General features: G+C 67.8%; 21 protein-coding genes. 17 read left to right on the top strand and 4 right to left on the bottom strand.

All coding sequences use genetic code 11. The features are described 5' to 3' along the window. The first annotated feature begins 20 nt into the window (after positions 1-20). The 12 genes from hutI to DMO17_RS03150 all read left to right on the top strand — a co-directional run bounded on the left by hutI (position 21) and on the right by DMO17_RS03150 (position 11,725). The gene (gene hutI, locus DMO17_RS03095) at positions 21-1,238 is read left to right on the top strand and encodes an imidazolonepropionase (RefSeq protein ID WP_110680856.1); all 1,218 of its coding nucleotides are present in this window, start codon (positions 21-23) and stop codon (positions 1,236-1,238) included. Continuing rightward, complete coding sequence (gene hutG, locus DMO17_RS03100; protein ID WP_110680857.1) at positions 1,228-2,163, top strand: formimidoylglutamase; 936 nt, start codon at positions 1,228-1,230, stop codon at positions 2,161-2,163. Before hutI ends, hutG begins: the two co-directional genes overlap by 11 nt. A 26-nt stretch (positions 2,164-2,189) precedes the next feature. Further along, positions 2,190-3,854: a urocanate hydratase gene (gene hutU, locus DMO17_RS03105; RefSeq protein ID WP_110680858.1), complete on the top strand. Its 1,665-nt coding sequence runs from the start codon at positions 2,190-2,192 to the stop codon at positions 3,852-3,854. Positions 3,855-3,867: 13 nt separating this feature from the next. Then, positions 3,868-5,403, top strand: coding sequence for a histidine ammonia-lyase (hutH, locus tag DMO17_RS03110; protein ID WP_110680859.1), 1,536 nt, complete (start codon positions 3,868-3,870; stop codon positions 5,401-5,403). Between the two features lie 105 nt (positions 5,404-5,508). After that, positions 5,509-6,219 carry a histidine utilization repressor gene (gene hutC / locus DMO17_RS03115; protein ID WP_110680860.1) on the top strand — a complete coding sequence of 237 codons (711 nt, stop codon included), beginning with the start codon at positions 5,509-5,511 and terminating at the stop codon, positions 6,217-6,219. Between the two features lie 75 nt (positions 6,220-6,294). After that, positions 6,295-7,530 (top strand): RNA polymerase sigma factor, encoded by a 1,236-nt coding sequence (locus DMO17_RS03120; RefSeq protein ID WP_110680861.1) that lies wholly within the window; start codon positions 6,295-6,297, stop codon positions 7,528-7,530. A gap of 88 nt (positions 7,531-7,618) precedes the next feature. Next, positions 7,619-7,969 (top strand): YciI family protein, encoded by a 351-nt coding sequence (locus DMO17_RS03125; RefSeq protein ID WP_110680862.1) that lies wholly within the window; start codon positions 7,619-7,621, stop codon positions 7,967-7,969. 116 nt (positions 7,970-8,085) lie between these two features. Next, positions 8,086-8,859, top strand: a complete 774-nt coding sequence (locus DMO17_RS03130) for a DUF899 domain-containing protein (protein ID WP_110680863.1) — start codon at positions 8,086-8,088, stop codon at positions 8,857-8,859. A gap of 18 nt (positions 8,860-8,877) precedes the next feature. Further along, positions 8,878-9,306: a YybH family protein gene (locus DMO17_RS03135; RefSeq protein WP_110680864.1), complete on the top strand. Its 429-nt coding sequence runs from the start codon at positions 8,878-8,880 to the stop codon at positions 9,304-9,306. Between the two features lie 161 nt (positions 9,307-9,467). Continuing rightward, the gene (locus DMO17_RS03140; protein ID WP_258371147.1) at positions 9,468-9,992 is read left to right on the top strand and encodes an SRPBCC family protein; all 525 of its coding nucleotides are present in this window, start codon (positions 9,468-9,470) and stop codon (positions 9,990-9,992) included. Between the two features lie 42 nt (positions 9,993-10,034). Continuing rightward, complete coding sequence (locus tag DMO17_RS03145) at positions 10,035-10,967, top strand: ABC transporter ATP-binding protein (RefSeq protein ID WP_110680866.1); 933 nt, start codon at positions 10,035-10,037, stop codon at positions 10,965-10,967. Beyond that, positions 10,964-11,725: an ABC transporter permease gene (locus DMO17_RS03150; protein ID WP_110680867.1), complete on the top strand. Its 762-nt coding sequence runs from the start codon at positions 10,964-10,966 to the stop codon at positions 11,723-11,725. Before DMO17_RS03145 ends, DMO17_RS03150 begins: the two co-directional genes overlap by 4 nt. A gap of 53 nt (positions 11,726-11,778) precedes the next feature. Here DMO17_RS03150 and DMO17_RS03155 read toward each other — a convergent pair whose 3' ends face one another. Both DMO17_RS03155 and DMO17_RS03160 read right to left on the bottom strand, forming a co-directional pair. After that, positions 11,779-12,708, bottom strand: coding sequence for a MurR/RpiR family transcriptional regulator (locus tag DMO17_RS03155; protein ID WP_110680868.1), 930 nt, complete (start codon positions 12,706-12,708; stop codon positions 11,779-11,781). A gap of 126 nt (positions 12,709-12,834) precedes the next feature. Further along, complete coding sequence (locus tag DMO17_RS03160) at positions 12,835-13,608, bottom strand: ABC transporter substrate-binding protein (RefSeq protein ID WP_110680869.1); 774 nt, start codon at positions 13,606-13,608, stop codon at positions 12,835-12,837. 441 nt (positions 13,609-14,049) lie between these two features. On the opposite strand from DMO17_RS03160, the gene DMO17_RS03165 reads away from it, so the two are divergent. The 5 genes from DMO17_RS03165 to DMO17_RS03185 all read left to right on the top strand — a co-directional run bounded on the left by DMO17_RS03165 (position 14,050) and on the right by DMO17_RS03185 (position 19,931). Further along, positions 14,050-15,816: a cyanophycinase gene (locus tag DMO17_RS03165; protein WP_258371152.1), complete on the top strand. Its 1,767-nt coding sequence runs from the start codon at positions 14,050-14,052 to the stop codon at positions 15,814-15,816. A gap of 88 nt (positions 15,817-15,904) precedes the next feature. Next, positions 15,905-16,228 (top strand): hypothetical protein, encoded by a 324-nt coding sequence (locus tag DMO17_RS03170; protein ID WP_110680871.1) that lies wholly within the window; start codon positions 15,905-15,907, stop codon positions 16,226-16,228. A gap of 61 nt (positions 16,229-16,289) precedes the next feature. Then, positions 16,290-17,633 (top strand): OprD family porin, encoded by a 1,344-nt coding sequence (locus tag DMO17_RS03175; protein WP_110680872.1) that lies wholly within the window; start codon positions 16,290-16,292, stop codon positions 17,631-17,633. Between the two features lie 197 nt (positions 17,634-17,830). Further along, on the top strand, positions 17,831-18,592 hold the full coding sequence (locus DMO17_RS03180; RefSeq protein ID WP_110680873.1) for a transporter substrate-binding domain-containing protein: 762 nt from the start codon (positions 17,831-17,833) through the stop codon (positions 18,590-18,592). Between the two features lie 76 nt (positions 18,593-18,668). Continuing rightward, entirely contained in the window at positions 18,669-19,931 is a 1,263-nt protein-coding gene (locus DMO17_RS03185; protein ID WP_110680874.1) for a cyanophycinase, read from the top strand. 7 nt (positions 19,932-19,938) lie between these two features. Here DMO17_RS03185 and DMO17_RS03190 read toward each other — a convergent pair whose 3' ends face one another. Then, entirely contained in the window at positions 19,939-21,315 is a 1,377-nt protein-coding gene (locus DMO17_RS03190; RefSeq protein ID WP_110680875.1) for an L-serine ammonia-lyase, read from the bottom strand. A gap of 69 nt (positions 21,316-21,384) precedes the next feature. Then, positions 21,385-21,531 (bottom strand): hypothetical protein, encoded by a 147-nt coding sequence (locus DMO17_RS19685; protein WP_181418725.1) that lies wholly within the window; start codon positions 21,529-21,531, stop codon positions 21,385-21,387. Positions 21,532-21,630: the final 99 nt, after the last annotated feature.

Raw genomic sequence — 21,630 nt, forward strand, 5'->3', positions numbered from 1 at the left:
ACGCCGAGGATAGCTCCGCAATGTCCCAGTCTTCCCGCAAGCGCCTGCTCTGGCGCGACCTGACCCTCTTCGATGGCCTGCAGGTGCTGCCCGAGCCCATGGCCGTGCTGGTGGAGGGCGACCACATCGCCGGCCTGTGGCCCGAGCGCGAGTTCGACCCGGCCCTGGCCATCGGTGCCGACAAGGTCGGGCGCGGCGGGGTGATGACGCCGGGGCTGGTCGACTGCCACACCCATCTGGTGTACGCCGGCGACCGCGCCGGCGAGTTCGAGCAGCGCCTGGAAGGCGTCAGCTACGAGGAAATCGCCCGCGCCGGCGGCGGCATTCTCAGCAGCGTGCGCGCCACCCGCGCGGCCAGCGAGGACCAGCTGGTCGCCGCCAGCCTGCCGCGCCTCGATGCGCTGCTGGCCGATGGCGTGACCACGGTGGAGATCAAGTCCGGCTACGGCCTGACCGTCGCCGACGAGCTGAAGATGCTGCGCGTGGCCCGCCGCCTCGGCGAGCTGCGCCCGGTGCGCGTCACCACCACGCTGCTCGGCGCCCATGCGCTGCCGCCGGAGTACGCCGGGCGCGCTGACGACTATGTGAGCCTGGTCTGCGAGCAGATGATCCCGGCGGCCGCCCGTGAAGGCTTGGCCGACGCGGTGGACGTGTTCTGCGAGGGCATCGGCTTCTCCCCGGCGCATTGCGAGCGCATCTTCCAGGTCGCGCGCGAGCATGGCCTGGCGCTCAAGGCGCATGCCGAGCAGCTGTCCAATCTCGGTGGCAGCGCCCTGGCCGCGCGCTACGGCGCACTGTCGGCCGACCATGTCGAATACCTCGACGAGGCCGGTGTGCGCGCCATGGCCGAAGCCGGCACGGTGGCCGTGCTGTTGCCCGGCGCCTTCCAGGTGCTGCGCGAAACCCAGCTGCCGCCCATCGAGCTGCTGCGCCAGTACCAGGTGCCGATGGCCGTGGCCAGCGACGCCAACCCCGGCACCTCGCCGATCTGCCTGCCCACCCTGATGGCCCATCTGGCCTGCACCCTGTTCCGCCTCACCCCACGCGAGGCCCTGGCCGGCATGACCGCCCACGCTGCCCGTGCCCTCGGCCTGCCGGAGCTGGGCCGCATCGCCGTCGGCGCGCCCGCCGACCTGTGCTTGTGGGATATCCGCCAGCCCGCCGAGCTGGCCTACGCGGTGCAGCCCGGGCGCCTGCGCCAGCGCATCTTCTGTGGAGAGATTACCCATGCACGCTGACCGCCATTCCATGGCCTGCTGGACCGGCCGCATCGACCCCGAGCCGGACAGCCCGCGCTGGCACCAGCGCATTCGCGCGCTGAGCGAAGACAGCCCGCCGGGCCTGGCCCTGCTCGGCTTCGCCTGCGACGAAGGCGTGCGCCGCAATCACGGTCGCGTCGGTGCCGCCGGCGGGCCGCAGGCGCTGCGCAAGGCCCTGGCCAACCTGGCCTGGCATCGCCAGGCGCCGGCCTACGATGCCGGCGACGTGGCCTGCGAAGACGGCGACCTGGAAGGCGCGCAGGCGCGCCTGGGGCGCAATGTCTGCGCGCTGCTGGATGCCGGCCACCTGCCTATCGTCCTCGGCGGCGGCCATGAGGTGGCCTTCGGCAGCTGGTCGGGCCTGGCCGAACACCTCTCCGGCAACCATGCCCCGCGTATTGGCATCGTCAATTTCGACGCCCACTTCGATCTGCGCGACCCGGCCCATGTGCATTCCTCCGGCACCCCCTTCGCCCAGATCGCCGAGGCCAGCGCCGCGCGCGGCTGGCCGTTCCGCTACGCCTGCCTGGGCGTCAGCCGCGCCAGCAATACCCGCGCGCTGTTTGCCCGCGCCGCCGAGCTGGGCGTGCTGGTGCGCGAGGACCGCGAGATCCGCGAGTCGACCCTGGACGCCATCGGCGCCGAGCTGGATGCCTTCGCCGCCGGCTGCGACGCGCTCTACCTGACTTTCGACATCGACGTGCTGCCGGCCTGCGAGGCCCCCGGGGTCAGCGCCCCGGCCGCCCGCGGGGTGCGCCTGGAGCTGCTGGAGCCCTTGGTCGAACGGCTCAAGGCCAGCGGCAAGCTGCGCCTGGTCGACTTCGCCGAGCTCAACCCCGAACACGACATTGATAGCCGCACCGCCAAGGCGGCGGCGCGCCTCATCCACCTGCTCAGCCTCTGAGCGCCGAACAACAAGAGGAAACCGCTGTGACCACCAAGTACCGTGACGTTGAAATCCGCGCCCCGCGCGGCACCACGCTGAATGCCAAGAGCTGGCTGACCGAAGCGCCGCTGCGCATGCTGATGAACAACCTCGACCCCGAGGTGGCCGAGAACCCCAAGGAGCTGGTGGTGTACGGCGGCATCGGCCGCGCCGCGCGCAACTGGGAGTGCTACGACAAGATCGTCGAGACCCTGAAAGCGCTGAACGACGACGAGACCCTGCTGGTGCAGTCCGGCAAGCCGGTCGGCGTGTTCAAGACCCACAGCAACGCGCCGCGCGTGCTGATTGCCAACTCCAACCTGGTGCCGCACTGGGCCAGCTGGGAGCACTTCAACGAGCTGGACGCCAAGGGCCTGGCCATGTACGGCCAGATGACCGCCGGTTCGTGGATCTACATCGGCAGCCAGGGCATCGTCCAGGGCACCTACGAGACCTTCGTCGAGGCTGGCCGCCAGCATTACGGCGGCAACCTCACCGGCCGCTGGGTGCTGACCGCAGGCCTCGGTGGCATGGGCGGCGCCCAGCCGCTGGCCGCGACCCTGGCTGGCGCCTGCTCGCTGAACATCGAGTGCCAGCAGTCGCGCATCGACTTCCGCCTGCGCAGCCGCTACGTCGACGAGCAGGCCAAGGACCTCGACGACGCCCTGGCGCGTATCGCCAGGTACTGCGCCGAGGGCAAGGCCATCTCCATCGCCCTGCTGGGCAACGCCGCCGAGATACTGCCGGAGCTGGTCAAGCGCGGCGTGCGTCCGGATATGGTCACCGACCAGACCAGCGCCCACGACCCGCTCAACGGCTACCTGCCGATCGGCTGGAGTTGGGCTGAATACAAGGATCGTGCAGCCACCGATCCGGCTGGTGTGGTCAAGGCCGCCAAGCAGTCCATGGCCGTACACGTGCAGGCCATGCTCGACTTCCAGAAGCAGGGCGTGCCGACCTTCGACTACGGCAACAACATCCGCCAGATGGCGAAAGAGGAGGGCGTGGCCAACGCCTTCGACTTCCCCGGCTTCGTCCCGGCCTATATCCGCCCGCTGTTCTGTCGCGGCATCGGTCCGTTCCGCTGGGCTGCGCTGTCCGGTGACCCGCAGGACATCTACAAGACCGACGCCAAGGTCAAGGAACTGATCCCGGACGACGCCCACCTGCACCGCTGGCTGGACATGGCCCGCGAGCGCATCAGCTTCCAGGGCCTGCCGGCGCGCATCTGCTGGGTCGGCCTGGGCCTGCGCGCCAAGCTCGGCCTGGCCTTCAACGAGATGGTTCGTAGCGGCGAGCTGAGCGCGCCTATCGTGATCGGCCGCGACCACCTCGACTCGGGCTCGGTGTCCAGCCCCAACCGCGAGACCGAGGCCATGCAGGATGGCTCCGACGCCGTGTCCGACTGGCCGCTGCTCAACGCCCTGCTCAACACCGCCAGCGGCGCCACCTGGGTGTCCTTGCATCATGGCGGCGGCGTGGGCATGGGTTTCTCCCAGCACTCGGGTATGGTCATCGTCTGTGACGGCACCGATGAAGCCGCCGCGCGCATCGCTCGCGTGCTGACCAATGACCCGGGCACCGGGGTGATGCGCCACGCCGACGCCGGCTACCAGATCGCCATCGATTGCGCCCGCGAGCAGGGCCTGAACCTGCCGATGATTGGTTGAGGAAAGAGATTCCATGAATACGCTGAACCTGAAACCCGGCCAGCTGACCCTGGCCGACCTGCGGGCCGCCTACCAGGCCCCCGTGCACCTGACCCTGGACGCCGCGGCCCATCAGGCCATCGACGCCAGTGTCGCCTGCGTCAACCAGATCATCGCCGAGGGCCGCACCGCCTACGGCATCAACACCGGCTTCGGCCTGCTGGCCTCGACCCGCATCGCCAACGCCGACCTGGAGAAGCTGCAGCGCTCGCTGGTGCTGTCGCATGCCGCCGGCATCGGCGAGCCGCTGAGTGATGCCATGGTGCGGCTGATCATGCTGCTCAAGATCAACAGCCTGGCACGCGGCTTCTCCGGCATCCGGCGCAAGGTGATCGAGGCGCTGATCGCCCTGGTCAACGCCGAGGTCTACCCGCATATCCCGCTGAAGGGCTCGGTGGGCGCGTCCGGCGACCTGGCGCCGCTGGCGCATATGTCGCTGGTGCTGCTCGGCGAAAGCCAGGCGCGGCATAAAGGCCAGTGGCTGCCGGCGACCGAAGCGCTGGCTATCGCCGGCCTTGAGCCGATGACCCTGGCCGCCAAGGAGGGCCTGGCCCTGCTCAACGGCACCCAGGTGTCCACCGCCTACGCCCTGCGCGGGCTGTTCGAGGCCGAAGACCTGTACGCCGCCGCCAGCGTCTGCGGTGCCCTCACCGTGGAAGCGGCGCTGGGCTCGCGCGCGCCCTTCGATGCGCGCATCCATGCCGCCCGTGGGCAGAAAGGCCAGATCGACGCGGCCGCCGCCTACCGCCACCTGCTCGGCGCCAGCAGCGAAGTCGGCCGCTCCCACGCCGCCTGCGACAAGGTGCAGGATCCCTATTCGCTGCGCTGCCAGCCGCAGGTGATGGGCGCCTGCCTGACCCAGCTGCGCCAGGCCGCCGAGGTGCTGGCGGTGGAGGCCAACGCGGTGTCGGACAACCCGCTGGTGTTCGCCGCCGAGGGCGAGGTGATCTCCGGCGGCAACTTCCACGCCGAACCGGTGGCCATGGCCGCCGACAATATCGCCCTGGCCATCGCGGAAATGGGCTCGTTGTCCGAGCGACGCATCTCGCTGATGATGGACAAGCACATGTCGCAGCTACCGCCCTTCCTGGTGGCCAATGGCGGGGTGAACTCCGGCTTCATGATCGCCCAGGTCACGGCCGCGGCCCTGGCCAGCGACAACAAGGCCCTGGCCCACCCGCACAGCGTCGACAGCCTGCCGACTTCGGCCAACCAGGAAGACCACGTGTCGATGGCGCCGAACGCCGGCAAGCGCCTCTGGGACATGGCCGCCAACACCCGCGGCGTACTCGCGGTGGAATGGCTGGGCGCCTGCCAGGGCCTGGACTTCCGCGAGGGCCTGCACAGCTCGCCGGCGCTGGAACAGGCCCGTGCGATCCTGCGCGCCAGGGTGCCCTATTACGTCGAGGACCGCTTCTTCGCCCCGGACATCGCCGCCGCCGATGCTCTGCTGGCCGAGCGGGTGCTGACGCCGCTGTTGCCGGCCGGGCTGCTGCCGTCGGTGGGCTGATGTAGTAAAGGAGCGGGCTACGGAAAGACCCCTCTCCCACCAGTGGGAGAGGGGAGGCAAGCTCCGCTATCATCCGCCGCAACCGGGCATTTCCAAGGAGCCACCGTGACCAGCAGCACCCCGCGCTACAAGGCCATCGAGGACTTCCTGCTCGAACGCATTCGCGGCGGCGCCTACCCGGTTCACCACCAGATTCCCCCGGAAGAGCAGCTGGCGCGCGACTTCGCCGTGAGCCGCATGACCGCCAACAAGGCCATCAACAACCTGGTGCAGCAGGGCTACCTGGTGCGCCAGGCCGGCCTCGGCACCTTCGTCACCGATCGCAAGGCCGAATCCTCGCTGCACGAGGTGATGAACATCGCCGCCGAGGTGCGCGGCCGTGGCCATGCCTACAGCAACGACGTGCTGCGCTGCGAGGCGCTGGCGGCCGACGACGAGGTGGCCCTGCGCCTCGGCCTGCGCCTGGGCGCCCAGGTGTTCCACAGCATCCTGGTGCACCGCGAGGACGGCGTGCCGATCCAGCTGGAGGACCGCTTCGTCAACCCGCGCTGGGTGCCGCACTATCTGGACAGCGATTTCAGCCAGCAGACGCCCAACGAGGTGCTGGTGGCCAGCTGCCCGATCTCCGATGTCGAGCATGTGGTCGAGGCCGTGCTGGTGGATGCGCAGACCGCCGCCTGGCTGGACATCGATCCAGCCACGCCCTGCCTGTCGATGATCCGCCGCACCTGGTCGGACGAGCACCTGGTCAGCTACGCCCGCCTGATCCACCCCGGCGACCGCTACAAGCTGCGCTCCCATACCAAGCGCCGCTGACCGCCCGTCGATCCGGTTCCCCCGCGCCCGTTCAGTGGTTAGGCTCTTGGGTCTAGCGCACGAACGGACTAGACGATGGATCGACAAGCGAAGCAATTCGAGCTGGCGCTGGAGCGCCTGTACCGCGAGGAGTCGCGCCGGGTGCTGGCCACCCTGATCCGCCTGCTGGGCGACTTCGACCTGGCCGAGGAGGCCCTGCACGAGGCTTTCCGCGCCGCCCTGGAGCAGTGGCCGGAGCAGGGTGTGCCGGACAACCCGCGGGCCTGGCTGGTGTCCGCCGGGCGCTTCAAGGCCATCGACCAGCTGCGCCGCAGTAGGCGCTTCCAGGCCCTGGACGAGGTCGAGGAGCCGGTCGGCGGCGAGGCCTGGGATGGCGAGCACCTGGAAGACGACCGCCTGCGCCTGATCTTCACCTGCTGTCACCCGGCCCTGGCGCCCGACGCCCAGGTGGCGCTGACCCTGCGCGAAGTTTGCGACCTCACCACCGAGGAGATCGCCAGCGCCTTCCTGGCTTCGCCGCCGACCATCGCCCAGCGCATCGTGCGGGCCAAGAACAAGATCCGCGATGCGCACATTCCTTATGAGGTGCCGGGCCGGCGCGAGCTGCCCGAGCGCCTGGAGGCGGTGCTGCGGGTGGTCTACCTGGTGTTCAACGAAGGTTACTTCGCCAGTTCCGGCGATGCGCTGACCCGCCAGCACCTGAGTGCCGAGGCCATCCGTCTCGGCCGCCTGCTGTGCGAGCTGCTGCCGGAGTCCGAGGTGCGCGGCCTGCTGGCGCTGATGCTGCTGCACGAGTCGCGGCGCGCCGCGCGCAGCGACGCCGAGGGCCTGCCGGTGCTGCTCGAGGAGCAGGACCGCGGTCTGTGGGACCGCGCGCTGATCGCCGAGGGCCAGCAGCAGGTGCAGGCGGCCTTCGCTTCCGGCGAGGTCGGCCCCTACTGCCTGCAGGCGGCCATCTCCGCCCTGCATGCCGAGGCGGCGGACATCGAGTCCACCGACTGGGCGCAGATCGTCGGGCTGTACGAGGTGCTGCTGGCCGCCAACCCGTCGCCGGTGATCGAGCTCAACCGCGCCGTGGCCCTGGCCATGCGCGACGGTGCCGAGGCCGGGCTGCGCCAGGTGGAGGCGATTCTCGGCCGTGGCGAGCTGGCCGACTATCACCTGGCCCATGCCGCGCGCGCCGACCTCAACCGCCGCCTGGGCCGCTGGGACGAGGCCCGCGCCGCCTACCGGCGCGCCCTGCAGCTGAGCCAGCAGGGCATGGACCGGCAGTTCCTCGAGCGCCGCCTGGCCGAGCTGCCGGGCGCCTGAAAACTTTTTTCGCGGCCCTGTCGAAATGTCGATGCGCCGTTCGACCAGAGGATGACAGCAGCGATTTCCGCTGCCAGGGAGGAGAGCGATGAAATACCTGTGCCTGATCTACAGCGACGAAAGTGTCCTGCACAACTCGCCGGACAGCCCACGCGACGGCGAGTGCTACGACTACTTCCAGAGTGTGCAGCAGAGCGGCCGCATGCTCGCCGCCGAGCCGCTGGAGCCGGTGGCCACCGCCACCACGGTGCGCGTGCGCGGCGGCAAGCTGAGCATCACCGACGGCCCCTTCGCTGAGACCAAGGAGCAGCTGGCCGGCTTCTACCTGATCGAGGCGCGTGACCTCAACGAGGCATTGCAGATCGCCGGCGGCATTCCCGCCGCGCGGGTCGGCAGCGTTGAAGTGCGGCCGGTACGCCAGCTGCAGCTCGAGGGCTGAGGCCGTGTGCCCGTTCTGTCTGGCCGCCCTGGCTGTGGGCGGCGCCAGCGTCGCCGGTGCCGGCAGCATCGGCCTGTGGCTCGGCTGCCGCCGCGCCGCCACGAGGAGGAACCACGATGCATCCTGAGTATCCGCAAGTCGCCAGCCGCGAAGAGTGGCTGGCCGCCCGCCTGCAGCTGCTGGCCGAGGAGAAGGCCCTGACCCGCCAGCGCGACGCGCTCAACGCCCGGCGCCGTGCCCTGCCGATGGTGGAGATCGAGGCGGACTACCGCTTCAACGGCCCCGAGGGCGAGGTCGGCCTGGCCGAGTTGTTCGCCGGCCGGCGCCAGCTGATCGTCTACCACTTCATGTACCACCGCGACAAAGGCGAAGGCTGCCCCGGCTGCTCCTTCCTCGCCGACAATATCGGCCACCTGGCCCACCTGCACGCCCGCGACACCAGCCTGGTGCTGGTCTCCAACGCGCCGTTGGCGGAGCTGGAGGCATTCAAGCGGCGCATGGGCTGGGACCTGCCCTGGTACTCCTCGTTCGGCAGCCGCTTCAACTATGACTTCCACGTGACCATCGACGCCAGCCAGGCTCCGGTGGAATACAACTACCAGGGCGAGGCCGAGCTCAAGCGCATGGGCCAGCTGGACATGATCAAGGGCGAGCTGCCCGGCGCCAGCGTGTTCCTGCGCGACGGCGCGCGGGTATTCCACACCTACTCCACCTACGCCCGTGGCCTGGACATGCTGATGAACGCCTACCACTACCTCGATCTCACGCCCTTCGGCCGTGGCGAGGGCTGGGGCGGCATGGCCAACCTGGACGGCAAGGGCCTCAACTGGACCCGCCTGCACGACCAGTACGACGGTGCGCCGGCCGCCCAGCACGACTGCTGCGCCTGAACGCGAGGAAACAAATCCATGAGCACTGTATCGAGTGAACTGAACGCCCTGGTCGACAGCTGGGAAGTCGCCAACCGCGCCGGCGACGTCGAGGCCATCCTCGGCCACTATGCCGACGAGCTGGTCGCCTTCGATGCCATCCTGCAGCTGCAGTTCAAGGGCCGCGAGGCCTACAAGGCGCACTGGAAGGCCTGCCTGGAGATGTGTGGCGGCCCCATGACCTTCGCGGTGCACCAGCTGCAGCAGTGGGGCGAGGGCGACGTCGGCTTCGGCCACTTCCTCTGCCATTGCGGCGGTACCGATGCCGAGGGCAACGCCCATAGCTGCTGGATGCGCGTGACCCAGGGCTACCGGCGCACTGGTGGGCAGTGGCGCATCGTCCACGACCACTTCTCGGCGCCGTTCAATCCGGAGAATGGCCAGGCGCTGTTCGAACTGCAGCCGTGAGCCGGGTGCACCCCTCTCCCACAGGTGGGAGAGGGGCTGGGGGAGAGGGCATGGGGTGCGTACCCTCTCCCCAGCCCTCTCCCGTGAACGGGAGAGGGGGCAGGCCCAGGCTGGATGCCACCTTGGAGACAATCCCAATGCAAGAAAGGAAGAGCATGAGCATGAGCATTCTGATCGTCGTCGTACTGTTGGTCGCCGGCCTGGCGGTGTTTGTCGCCAGCCGCCCGGACCAGTTCCGCGTCGAGCGCAGCGCGCTGATCCAGGCGCCGCCCGCCGCGCTGCAGGCGCAGATCGAGGACTTCCACCAGTGGCCGCACTGGTCGCCTTGGGCGCGCCGCGACCCGGCCATGAAAGTGGACTACGAGGGCGCCGAGCGTGGCGTCGGCGCCACCCAGCGCTGGGTTGGCAACAAGGAGGTGGGCAAGGGTAGCGCGACCATCCTCGAGAGTGAGCCGGGCCAGCGGGTGCTGATCCAGCTGGAATTCCTCGAACCCTTCCGCGCCAGCAACCTGGCCGAGTTCCGCTTCCAGCCCGAGGGCGGCGGCACCCGCGTGAGCTGGAGCATGACCGGCCACAACGGCTTCATCGGCAAGGCCATGGGCCTGGTGTTCAACATGGACAAGATGGTCGGCGGCGACTTCGAGCAGGGCCTGCAGCAGCTGCGCATGCGTGTGGAGGAGAGCTGAGGGAGTACAATCGCGCTTTTGCTGCCTGGCTAAGGAGTAACCGTGGAATCGGTGATTTCCGTCGAGAACCTGAGCAAGACCTACAAGTCCGGCCACCCGGCCCTGAAACAGATCAACCTGGACATCCGCCAGGGCGAGATATTCGCCCTGCTGGGGCCCAATGGGGCCGGCAAGACCACCCTGATCAGTATCATCTGCGGCATCGTCAACCCGGGCGAGGGCCGGGTGCGGGTCGCCGGCCACGACATCAGGGCCGACTACCGCGCCGCGCGCTCGGCCATCGGCCTGGTGCCGCAGGAGCTGGTCAACGACGTGTTCGAAACCGTCTGGGCCACGGTCAGGTTCAGCCGCGGCCTGTTCGGCAAGAAGCCCGACCCGCAGTACCTGGAGCAGCTGCTCAAGGACCTGTCGCTGTGGGACAAGCGCGACGCCAAGATCTTCGAGCTGTCCGGCGGCATGAAGCGCCGGGTGATGATCGCCAAGGCATTGAGCCACGAGCCGTCGATCCTGTTCCTCGACGAGCCCACCGCCGGGGTCGACGTGGAGCTGCGCCGCGACATGTGGAACATGGTGCGGCGCCTGCGCGAGCGCGGCGTGACCATCATCCTCACCACCCACTACATCGAGGAGGCCGAGGAGATGGCCGACCGCATCGGAGTGATCCGCAAGGGCGAGATCATCCTGGTGGAGGACAAGCAGGTGCTGATGCACAAGCTCGGCAAGAAGCAGCTGACCCTGCAGCTCAAGCACCCGCTGGCCAGCGTGCCGGCGGAGCTGGCCAGCTACGGCCTGGAGCTGGTCGACGAAGGCCACGCCCTGCTGTTCACCTTCGACGCCCAGCGCGAGCACACCGGCATCGCCGAGCTGCTCAAGGACCTGGCCCAGCACGGCATCGACTTCAAGGACCTGCAGTCCAGCGAGAGCTCGCTGGAGGACATCTTCGTCAGCCTGGTGCACGACAAGGAGCGCGCATGAACCTCTATGCCATCAAGGCCATCTACCTGTTCGAACTGGCCCGCACCTGGCGCACCCTGCTGCAGAGCATCGCCACCCCGGTGATTTCCACGTCGCTGTACTTCGTGGTGTTCGGCTCGGCCATCGGCAGCAGCATGACCGAGGTGCACGGCGTCAGCTATGGCGCCTTCATCGTGCCCGGCCTGATCATGCTGGCGCTGCTCACCGAGAGCATCGGCAACGCCTCGTTCGGCATCTACATGCCCAAGTACTCGGGGACCATCTACGAGATCCTCTCGGCGCCGGTGTCCTACTTCGAGATCCTGGTCGGCTACGTCGGCGCGGCGGCGACCAAGTCGGTGATCCTCGGCCTGATCATCTTCGCCACCTCGATGCTGTTCGTCGATTTCGAACTGGCCCACCCGTTCTGGGCCCTGGCCCTGTTGATCCTGACGGCCATCACCTTCTGCCTGTTCGGCTTCATCATCGGCGTGTGGGCCGATGGCTGGGAGAAGCTGCAGATCGTGCCGGCGCTGATCGTCACGCCGCTGGCCTTCCTCGGCGGCAGCTTCTACTCGATCAGCATGCTCCCCGAACTGTGGCAGAAGATCACCCTGTTCAACCCGGTGGTGTACCTGATCAGCGCCTTCCGCTGGGCCTTCTTCGGCGTCGCCGACGTCAGCCTGGGGCTGAGCCTGGGCATGATCGGCGGCTTCCTGCTGGCCTGCGTGCTGGTGGTCAGCTGGATCTTCAGGACCGGTTATCGCCTGCGTCACTAAGCGTCAGGTGCAGACAAGAACGGAGGCCGAGGCCTCCGTTTTCATTGGGGGAGTCAGTCGCCGCGCTTGCGCGGCCGCTTGCGCCGTGGCGGCTCCTGGTTCGGCACATGCAGGTAGGACAGCACGCTCTCGGTCAGCTCGGCGGCCAGGCGCACGGCTTCCTTGTTGCGCGTCATCACCGCCGCCACCAGGCTCTCGATCAGCGCCAGCACGGCGATGTTGGAGCTGATCAGCACCGGATGCTCGGCGGTGGCGAACAGGCTGTGGTCGGCGATCGGTGCCAGCGGCGAGGCCGGCGAGTCGGTGATGGCCAGCACCCTGGCGCCGCGCTCTAGGGCGTAGCGCGCCAGCTGCAGGGTATCCAGCGAGTAGCGCGGCAGGGAGATGGCCAGCAGGGCATCTTCGGCGGTGATGCTGGCCAGGCGGTAGGCGGCGTTCTCGTTGCCGCCCTCCATGCTCACCGCCACCGCGTCGGCGCAGTAGGGCACCAGGTTGGCGGCGGCCAGGCCGGCCAGGTAGGCGCTGTTGCCGAAGCCGAGGATGTACACCCGGCGCGCCGTGGCCAGGGCCTCGACGACAGCGGCGAAGGTGTCCTGGCTGTTGCCGTTGGCGGTGCTGCCCAGGTTGCTGCCGGCGATGCGCATCTGCTCGTGCAGACCGAAGCTGCCGTCGCTGCGCTGGGCCAGTTCGTTGCGCAGCTTGTCCACCGGCGAGACCAGGTCCTGCAGGGTCGCCACCAGCGCCGTCTTCAGCGCGCTGAAGCCGCCGAGCTGCATGGCGCGCGCCAGGCGGTTGACCGCCGCCGGCGAGGTGCCGGTGGCCTGGGCCAGTTCCTCGATGGTCAGGGTCGCGGCCTTCAGCGGGTGGCGCAGGATGAAGTCGGCCACCTTGCGCAGCGAGGGCTGCAGGTCGGGGGCGACAGCGGCGAGCTTGCGCATCACCGGGGAGGCGTAGACCGTGATATTGCTCGGGGCGGGCGTCATGGTGGGTGCGTCCTGCTGGAGAAGAGCTGCAGTGTATCCGATGGGCGCGGCGCGAGTCCCCGCGCGCGGCCCAATGAAAAAGGGGGTATCCGCACGCTGGCGGATACCCCCTTCGGCGGCAGGCGCTTACTGACCGTAGATGTCGTAGGCGAAGTACTTGCCTTGCACTTCCTGGTACTTGCCGTTGGCGCGCAGGGCGGCGATGGCTGCGCTGAACTTGTCGGCGGTGGCGCTATCGCCCTTGCGCACGGCGATGCCGGCGCCGTTGCCGAAGTACTTGGGATCGTTGAAGTCCGGGCCGACCAGGGCGAAGCCCTTGCCGGAATCGGTCTTGAGGAAGCCCTCGCTGATGTTCACCACGTCGGCCAGGGTGGCGTCGATGCGGCCGGAAGCGAGGTCGAGGAAGGCCTCGTTCTGCGAGCCGTAGCGCACCACTTCGATACCGGCATCGGCGAAGCGGTCGCTGGCGTAGCGGTCATAGGTGGAGGCGCGCTGCACGCCGACCTTCTTGCCTTTCAGGTCGACCAGCGGGTCCTTGACCTCGCTGCCGGCCTTCATCACCAGCTTGCCCGGGGTGTGGTAGTACTTCTTGGTGAAGTCGACCGACTTCAGGCGGTCCGGGGTGATCGACATGGACGACAGCACCGCGTCGACCTTGCGCACCTTGAGCGAGGGAATCAGGCCGTCGAAGGCCTGCTCGACCCATTCGCACTTGACCTGCATCTCGGCGCACAGGGCATTGCCGATGTCGTAGTCGAAGCCGCTGATCTGGCCTTCCGGGGTCTTGAAGGCGAAGGGCGGGTAGGCCGCCTCGATGCCGATGCGCAGGGTGTCCTGGGCCTGGGCCAGGGTGGCGCAGGCGGACAGGGCCAGGGCGCCGAGCAGAGCGATCTTGTTCATCTTGTAACTCCTGTGGTGGGCGGTGGTGCCCGCCGCGTGGCGGGCGCTTGGATCGGGTGTTGCGGCGAGGGCCTTGTGGGCCCTGGCCCCGTCGCGGCCACCCCGGTAGGGCGGCCCAGCTACGAAATGAGGAAAGGGGTGACGCGCTGTGTGTCGGCAAAGCTAAGATCAAGAAAAAATTGTGTCAACAGTGTTGTTTGGTGAAAAAAATATTTCACAGCGGTTGGCTGGCGTGCAAGGCGCTGGCTAGACGGATAAGCGCCTCTAAATCTGATCGAACGGTTATGAAAGGCTGGTGATTCAGGGCTTGTCGAGCGAAATGGGTTGATATACAAGATTTCAAAAATATGATTTCTTGAAAAAAATAATTCATTTCGAGTGCTGCCCTGGCGGCCAACGAAAGCCCGTATTCATCAGAACAAGAGCAACAAGAACATGAGAATGCACGCGAAATCCGGCGCCTTGCTCGCCGCCCTGATCCTGGCCGGCCATGCCGCGCCGGTCCTGGCCGAAGGCCACCTGCTGGCCGTCGGCGGCATGCTGCGGGCCAGCAACAGCGAGGTCTACGAGAAGCTCATCGAACTGGCCGGCGGTCGCCAGCAGGCGCGCATCGCCATCATGCCCACGGCCAGCGGCAGCCTGGGTTCGAGCAAGCGCTTCCAGGCCGAGCTGCAGGCCCTCGGCGTGCCTGCCGAGCGCATCAGCATCGTCGGCATCGACAAGCAGAACTACCAGAGCACCATGAACGATGCGGCCGTGCTCAAGCCGCTCGCCGAGGCCAGCGCCGTGTGGTTCGTCGGTGGCGACCAGGCGCGCATCGCCCGGGCCCTGTACAACGCCGACGGCAGCGAGTCGATGACCCTCAAGGCGGTGCGTGGCGTGTTCGACCGCGGCGGTGTGGTCGCCGGCACCAGCGCCGGGGCGAGCATTCTCGGCGCCACCATGCCCACCGCCTATGGCGTGGTGATGGATACTCTGGACTTCGGCGTGGCGGCCAAGGCCGACCAGCGCGGCACGGCGCTGCTCAAGGGCGCAGGCCTGTTCAAGGCCGGCATCATCGACCAGCACTTCGACCAGATCGAGGAAACCAGCACCGGTCGCGCCGCGCGCATGGCCAGCTACCTGGTCGGCCAGCAGCCGGCCCGTGGCTTCGGCCTGGACACCAACACCGCGCTCTGGGTGCAGCCCGGCGGCCAGCTGCAGGTGCTCGGCGAGGGCTACCTGACGGTGATGGACGCCGCCGAGGCGCGCAAAGAATTCGGCCTGTATGGCACGCGCCTGGAGAACGTGCGCCTGGCCATGCTCGGCCAGGGCGACCGCTACGATCTGGGCAGCGGGCGCATCCAGCCGGCGGAAGGCAAGGCGGCAATCGAAGCCGGTAACGAATACCTGGTGGGCAACCAGCTGCTCACCGACCTGTCGGCGGTCTCCGCCGTCTCGCGCGCGGTGCTCTACGGCCTGGCCGACAACACCGCCACCCGCCAGGTTGGCCTGATGACTCGCTACAACCCGGCCAACGGCTACCACTACGGCTACCGCTTCGTGTTCAGCGAGGCGCCGGGCTTCCAGGCCCACAGCCGCTTCCACGATTCGCTGACCAACTACACGGTGCAGAACGTGCGCCTGGACATCGCCCCGGTGGACGCCTTCCTCGGCGACCCGGCGCGCAGCAGCCCGAGCGATGCCGCCGCCAGCCGCTGGCCGGACGCCGTGCGCGCGGTGGCCTTCCGCGGCCTGATGACCAGCGACGCGGCTAACCGCTTCGAGCCCAAGCGCGCGCTGACCCGTTTCGAACTGGCCAACGCGCTGCAGATGACCCTGGCCGCCGAGCCGGTGCTGGACCAGCTGCCGAAGCTGGCCGACGTGCCGGCCGCGCACCCGCTGCGCGAGCAGATCGAGGTGGCGGTGTCCAACGGCTGGCTGCAGGCCGAGGGGCGCTTCGATGGCGAACGCGCGGTCAGCCGGGGCGAGTGGGCGCTGGCCTGCAAGGCGCTGGTCGAGCGCTTCCGCCGCGCGCCGCTGCAGCGCCAGGCCAGCCTCAGCGATACCGCTGGGCTGCCGGCGCCGCTGGCCGAGGCGGCCGCCCTGCTGGTCGGCGAGGGCTGGATCGAGGCCGCCGGTGGGCGCTTCGAGCCCGAGCGCCCGCTGACCCGCGAGGAAGCGGCCCACAGCCTGGCGCGCCTGATCGGCCTCGCCCAGTCCACCTGAGTCTTACCTGATTACGCGGAAATCGCCCCGTCACGGCGGGGTGAAACGGGACCTCCATGCCCGTGCAATGCCAAACGAGAGTGTGCCCATGCAACTGAATCACCTGGAGATCTTCGCCCTGGACAAGCTGCTGCAGGACCGCCCGCCGGTGGCCGAGGCCCTGTTCGGCGAGACCGCCCGCGTGCTGGAGCGGGTCGAGACGCCGGCCGGCTTCTACGCAGTGATCGATCTGCAGCGCGACCTGCGCGATGTCGGCGGGCTCGCCGAGCGCGAATGGCGCTTTCGCCTGAAGCGGCAGAAGAGTGCGGGCTACTTCGTCTGCTGGCCGGACGGCGACTCGCGCCTGTGCCTGGAGGCGGTGATCAACAGGGGCGCGCGCCCACCGGTGCTGACGCCGGAACTCTTTGTCTGACCGGGCAAAAACCAGAAAGGGCCGCAAAGGCCCGCCAACACACCCAAAAACGGAGTAAGGCATGAACCTTGTGAAACTGAGCTGTCTCGCACTGGCGGTCGCGGCCGCCAGCACCCAGCTGGCCATGGCCGGACAGGCCGACGCCAAGGGCTTTGTCGAGGACAGCGAGCTGAACCTGCTGAACCGCAACTATTACTTCAACCGCGACTTTCGCGACTCCGCCAACAGGGACGGGGTGAACAACTCGAAGCCGGCCAGTGAGCGCAAAGGCTATCGCGAGGAGTGGGCGCACGGCGTGATGGCCGAGTTCGCTTCCGGCTTCACCCAGGGCACCGTCGGCTTCGGTGTCGACGCCTATGGCTATCTGGGCCTCAAGCTGGACAGCGGTCGTGGCCGCACCGGCACCGGCCTGCTGCCGATCAGCAACAACAGGACTGCGGATGCCGAAGTCGGTGATGAATACGCAGAAGCTGGCGGTGCGGTGAAACTGCGCGTCTCCGAAACCGTGCTGAAGTACGGCGAGATGCGCACCGAGGCGCCGGTGTTCGCCACCTCGCATAGCCGTCTGCTGCCGGAAACCGCCACCGGCTTCCACGTCGCCAGCGGCGAGATCGACGGTCTGTCCCTGGAGGCCGGTCACTTCACCGCCTACAACGAGCGCAACTCGACCAACAGCGATGAGGATCTGTACCTCAACTACGGCAGTGGCGAGATCGGCAAAACCATCGATTTCGCCGGCGGCTGGTACAGCGTCAACGATGACCTCAGTCTGGGACTCTATACCTCGCGCTTCGAGGACACCTGGAACCAGCACTACGGCAACCTCAACTACACCCTGGGCATCAGCGAAGGGCAGAGCCTGAACTTCGACTTCAACCTGTACCGCACCACCGATACCGGCAAGTCCCTGCAGGGCGACATCGACAACACCACCTATAGCCTGGCGGCCACCTACGGCCTGGGCTCGCACTCGATCCTGCTGGCCTATCAGCGCGTCGACGGCGACACCCCGTTCGACTACGTCGGTGGCGACTCGATCTTCCTCGCCAACTCCATGCAGTACTCCGACTTCAACGCCCCCAACGAGAAGTCCTGGCGCATCGGCTACGGCTATGACTGGGCCGGCCTGGGCATCCCTGGCCTGACCACCAAGGTCACCTACGTCACGGGCAGCGACATCGACGGCACCGACGCCGACGTCAACGGTGGCTACTTCGAGTACTACGGCGCCGATGGTGAGCATCGCGAGACCGACATCGACATCAAGTACGTGGTCCAGGAAGGCCCGGCCAAGGATCTGTCGATCCGTCTGCGCCAGGCCTTCCACCGTGCCAATGCTGATCAGGGTGAAGGCGATATCAACGAATTCCGTGTGATCGTCGACTACCCGCTGAGCATCCTGTAATGGCCGGCCCACGCCCTGCGGAACGAGCCTCGTTCCGCAAGGCTTGGGTCGTCGCTAGGGCGTCGGCTCCCGTACCTCATGCGCGGGCGCCGGCAACATTGAGTCAAGGTCTGCTCTGATTGCTCCTTTGGCCTTGAGGCGCCTGCCCGGCGCCTTTTTTTCGCCTGTGCAGTCCGAGCCATGCGCGAGTATGGAATATGCGAGTCTGCTGGTTGTTGTTGCTTCTGTCGCTACCGCTGGCGGCCCAGGCCGAAACCCTGCGCATCGCCATGGAGGGACAGTTCCCGCCTTTCGAGGAAGTCGACTCGCAGGGTCGCCTCAAGGGCTTCAACGTCGATATCGCCCACGCCCTGTGCACGCAGATGAAACGCCATTGCGAACTGCAGCGCTTCGCCTGGGACGACCTGATTCCCGCCCTGCAGGAAGGGCGCACCGACCTGATCCTGGCCTCCATGTCGATCACCGAAGAGCGCCAGCAGCAGGTCGACTTCACCCGCAAGTACGCCCAGACCCCGGCCTTCTTCTTCGCCCGTGCAGGGACGATCAACGAAGTCATCATCACCCCGCGCCGGCTGCGCGGAAAACGCGTCGGCGTGCAGCGCGAGACCACTTACGACCGCTTCCTCACGGCGCGCTACCAGGAGCACGTGCCCATCCTGCGCTACGCCAGTGCCGCCGACACCTACCAGGCCCTGCAGCGTGGCGAGGTCGACCTGGTGCTGGACGACGCGGTGTCCGGCTATTTCGGCTTCCTCCAGTCGGAGCGAGGGCAGGGCTTCGAGCGGGTCGGCAACGCCGTGCGGGCCCCAAAGTTTTTCGGCAAGGGCCAGGGCATCGCCGTGCGCAAGGGTGACGATGCCCTGCGCAGCAGCCTGGACCAGGCCCTGGTGGCGATTCTCGACAACGGCATCTACCGCCGCATCGAGCGCCGCTACTTCCAGCGTTTCAGCGTTTATTGATCCACCCGTTTTCGCAGTACCCGTTGCACTACATCCACAACAACGCTGCAGCACCTGCAGCCACGGAGAACTGAAGATGAAACTGAGCAAGCTGTGTCGCCATGCCGTTCTGGTCATGGCTCTGATCCCCGGTCTGGGGCATGCGGCCGGAGCGCTGCTGCTGGTGGGAGGCGGGCTCAAGGACGACAACACCGCGCTGTACCAACGCTTCATTCAACTGGCCGGCGGTAGCGGCCAGGCCAAGATCGGCGTGATCACCGCCGCCTCGATTCCCGAGAGCCAGGACCCCGATGCCGGCACCGCCAACGCGGCCAACTCCAAGGCCAATGGCCTGTACTACGCCAATCTGCTGAAGACCTACGGCGCGGCGGACGCGCAGTGGATCCCCATCGACCTGGACAACATCGCCAACAGCAGCAACCCGACCGTGGTCAACCAGATCAACGGCATGACCGGGTTCTTCTTCGGTGGCGGCGACCAGTCGCGCCTGGTGCAGACCCTGCTGACCAGCAGCCGCGCCGACACTCCGGCGCTGGCAGCGATCCGCGCCAAGTACAACGCCGGCGCCGTGCTGGCCGGTACCAGCGCCGGCACCGCGATCATGGTCGACGGGCCGATGATCACCGGCGGCGAGAGCTACGAGGCCCTGCGCTACGGCCCCTACACCACGCCCTCCGGTGACGACCTGTCCTACGACCCGGACGGCGGCTTCGGCTTCTTCAACCACGGCCTGCTCGACACCCACTTCAGCGAGCGCGGGCGCCAGGGCCGCATCGTGCGCCTGGCCGACTACACCGGCGTGCCCTTCGCCTATGGCGTCGACGAGAACACCGGCCTGCTGGTGCAGGACAACCCCAGCCTGGGCCAGGTGGAAATGGAAGTGATCGGCACCGGCGGCGTGTTCGTCTTCGACCTGCGCAATGCCGAGCGCGGCACCGGCAGCAGCTGGGCGCTGTACGACGTGTTGGCCAGCTACCTGACCAGCGGTGACAAGTTCCGCCCGCAGAGCGGCCAGTTCGTCATCGGCGCCGGCAAGACCAGCCTGCGCGGCCGCGAGCAGTACAGCAGCGCGATGACCGCCACCGGCGACATCTTCAGCAGCCCCAACAACAGCGGTGCCAACGGCCGGCGCAAGCCGCGCGAGTTCGTCATCGTCAGCGCCGACCTGTTCAACAGCCGCGTCACCAGCACCCTGGGCCGCACCTACGAGCGCAACCCGCGCTACCGCGTCGACCTGATCAAGAGCACTCAGTTCGACAGCCACGGCTACCAGGGCACGGTCGGCGGCAAGAGCCTGACCTCCTACCTGCGCCTGCTGACCGACTTCCGCCCCGACTGAGGCGGGCTCAGCATTCGATGATGTTGACCGCCAGGCCCCCCCTGGCGGTTTCCTTGTACTTGCTCTTCATGTCCGCGCCGGTGTCACGCATGGTACGGATCACCCGGTCCAGCGAGATGAAGTGCTGGCCATCGCCGCGCAGGGCCATGCGCGCAGCGTTGATCGCCTTCACCGAGCCCATGGCGTTGCGCTCGATGCAGGGTACCTGGACCAGTCCGCCGACCGGGTCGCAGGTCAGCCCCAGGTTGTGCTCCATGCCGATCTCGGCGGCGTTCTCCACCTGCGCGATGGTCCCGCCCAGTACCTCGCACAGGGCCCCGGCGGCCATCGAACAGGCCACCCCGACTTCCCCCTGGCAGCCGACCTCGGCGCCGGAGATCGAGGCGTTCTCCTTGTACAGGATGCCGATGGCCGCGGCGGTGAGCAGGAAGCGCACCACGCCATCGTCGCTGGCGCCGGGGACGAAGCGCCGGTAGTAGTGCAGCACCGCCGGTACTATGCCTGCCGCGCCGTTGGTGGGGGCGGTGACCACGCGGCCGCCGCTGGCATTCTCCTCGTTGACCGCCAGAGCATAGAGGTTGACCCAGTCGATCACCGTCAGCGGGTCGCGCAGGCTGGCCTCGGGGTTCTGGCTGAGCTGACGGTGCAGGGCGGCGGCGCGGCGGCGCACCTTGAGGCCGCCGGGCATGGTGCCCTCGTTGCGGCAGCCGGCTGTGACGCAGTCCTGCATCACTTGCCAGATGTTCAGCAGGCCGGCACGGGTCTCGGCCTCGGGGCGCCAGGCCGCCTCGTTGGCCAGCATCAGCTGGCTGATCGACAGGTTGTGCTCGGCGCACAGCGCCAGCAGCTGCTTGGCGGTCTTGAAGGGGTAGGCCAGCTCGGTGCGGTCCTCGACGATACGGTCGGCGCCGGCCGCTTCCTCGTCCACCACGAAGCCGCCGCCCACCGAGTAGTACTCGCGGGCGCGGATCTGCAGGCCGGCGGCGTCGAAGGCGCGGAAGATCATGCCGTTGGGGTGGTAGTCCAGGGGCTTCCTGATCAGTGCCAGGTGTTCCTTCTCGACGAAGCGGATGACCTTTTCGCCGCCCAGCCGCAGCTCGCCGCTGGCGCGCATGGCGGCCAGGCGGCTGTCGATGGTCGAGGTATCGACCGTGTCCGGCTGCTCGCCCTCCAGGCCCAGCAGCACCGCCTTGTCGCTGCCGTGGCCCTTGCCGGTGGCGCCCAACGACCCATACAGCTCGACCTTGAGGCTGGCGGTGGCCGCGAACAGCCCCTCGCGCCGCAGCCCGTCGACGAAACGCGCGGCGGCGCGCATCGGCCCCACGGTGTGCGAACTGGAGGGGCCGATGCCGATTTTGAAGAGGTCGAAAACGCTGAGGGCCATGCGCTGCTCCTGTGACTGATTAGTCAGCAGCTTACACCGGATGGCCTTGTCGGTCGGTCAGGGAAGCGACTAGCAGTTGCCTTTCTTCGCCTGCCCCGGCGGACAGAAGCTGCCGCCATGGCCGCCGATATCGATGCCGATGCCCGGTAAATGCAGGCTGCAGCCGCCGAGCGTGAGCAGTGCCGCGAGGGCAAGGGGGGACAGGTACTTCTTCATGGGATACTCCTTATATTCCTCGGGTGCAGGCTACCTGAAGGTTGGATGGTCGATTCGCCACACTGTTCAATTCGTATACTGGCTGGCAGCCGTTCTGTG

It is taken from the genome of Aquipseudomonas alcaligenes (assembly GCF_003205495.1).
GTDB lineage: Bacteria > Pseudomonadota > Gammaproteobacteria > Pseudomonadales > Pseudomonadaceae > Aquipseudomonas > Aquipseudomonas alcaligenes_B.

What these genes read in the sequence shown, in the direction of transcription:
- hutI (WP_110680856.1), top strand. Translation starts at nt 21, where the DNA reads ATGTCCCAGTCTTCCCGCAAGCGCCTGCTCTGGCGCGACCTGACCCTC.
- hutG (WP_110680857.1), top strand. Translation starts at nt 1,228, where the DNA reads ATGCACGCTGACCGCCATTCCATGGCCTGCTGGACCGGCCGCATCGAC.
- hutH (WP_110680859.1), top strand. Translation starts at nt 3,868, where the DNA reads ATGAATACGCTGAACCTGAAACCCGGCCAGCTGACCCTGGCCGACCTG.
- DMO17_RS03120 (WP_110680861.1), top strand. Translation starts at nt 6,295, where the DNA reads ATGGATCGACAAGCGAAGCAATTCGAGCTGGCGCTGGAGCGCCTGTAC.
- DMO17_RS03125 (WP_110680862.1), top strand. Translation starts at nt 7,619, where the DNA reads ATGAAATACCTGTGCCTGATCTACAGCGACGAAAGTGTCCTGCACAAC.
- DMO17_RS03130 (WP_110680863.1), top strand. Translation starts at nt 8,086, where the DNA reads ATGCATCCTGAGTATCCGCAAGTCGCCAGCCGCGAAGAGTGGCTGGCC.
- DMO17_RS03135 (WP_110680864.1), top strand. Translation starts at nt 8,878, where the DNA reads ATGAGCACTGTATCGAGTGAACTGAACGCCCTGGTCGACAGCTGGGAA.
- DMO17_RS03140 (WP_258371147.1), top strand. Translation starts at nt 9,468, where the DNA reads ATGAGCATTCTGATCGTCGTCGTACTGTTGGTCGCCGGCCTGGCGGTG.
- DMO17_RS03150 (WP_110680867.1), top strand. Translation starts at nt 10,964, where the DNA reads ATGAACCTCTATGCCATCAAGGCCATCTACCTGTTCGAACTGGCCCGC.
- DMO17_RS03155 (WP_110680868.1), bottom strand. Translation starts at nt 12,708, where the DNA reads ATGACGCCCGCCCCGAGCAATATCACGGTCTACGCCTCCCCGGTGATG.
- DMO17_RS03160 (WP_110680869.1), bottom strand. Translation starts at nt 13,608, where the DNA reads ATGAACAAGATCGCTCTGCTCGGCGCCCTGGCCCTGTCCGCCTGCGCC.
- DMO17_RS03165 (WP_258371152.1), top strand. Translation starts at nt 14,050, where the DNA reads ATGCACGCGAAATCCGGCGCCTTGCTCGCCGCCCTGATCCTGGCCGGC.
- DMO17_RS03170 (WP_110680871.1), top strand. Translation starts at nt 15,905, where the DNA reads ATGCAACTGAATCACCTGGAGATCTTCGCCCTGGACAAGCTGCTGCAG.
- DMO17_RS03175 (WP_110680872.1), top strand. Translation starts at nt 16,290, where the DNA reads ATGAACCTTGTGAAACTGAGCTGTCTCGCACTGGCGGTCGCGGCCGCC.
- DMO17_RS03180 (WP_110680873.1), top strand. Translation starts at nt 17,831, where the DNA reads ATGCGAGTCTGCTGGTTGTTGTTGCTTCTGTCGCTACCGCTGGCGGCC.
- DMO17_RS03185 (WP_110680874.1), top strand. Translation starts at nt 18,669, where the DNA reads ATGAAACTGAGCAAGCTGTGTCGCCATGCCGTTCTGGTCATGGCTCTG.
- DMO17_RS03190 (WP_110680875.1), bottom strand. Translation starts at nt 21,315, where the DNA reads ATGGCCCTCAGCGTTTTCGACCTCTTCAAAATCGGCATCGGCCCCTCC.
- DMO17_RS19685 (WP_181418725.1), bottom strand. Translation starts at nt 21,531, where the DNA reads ATGAAGAAGTACCTGTCCCCCCTTGCCCTCGCGGCACTGCTCACGCTC.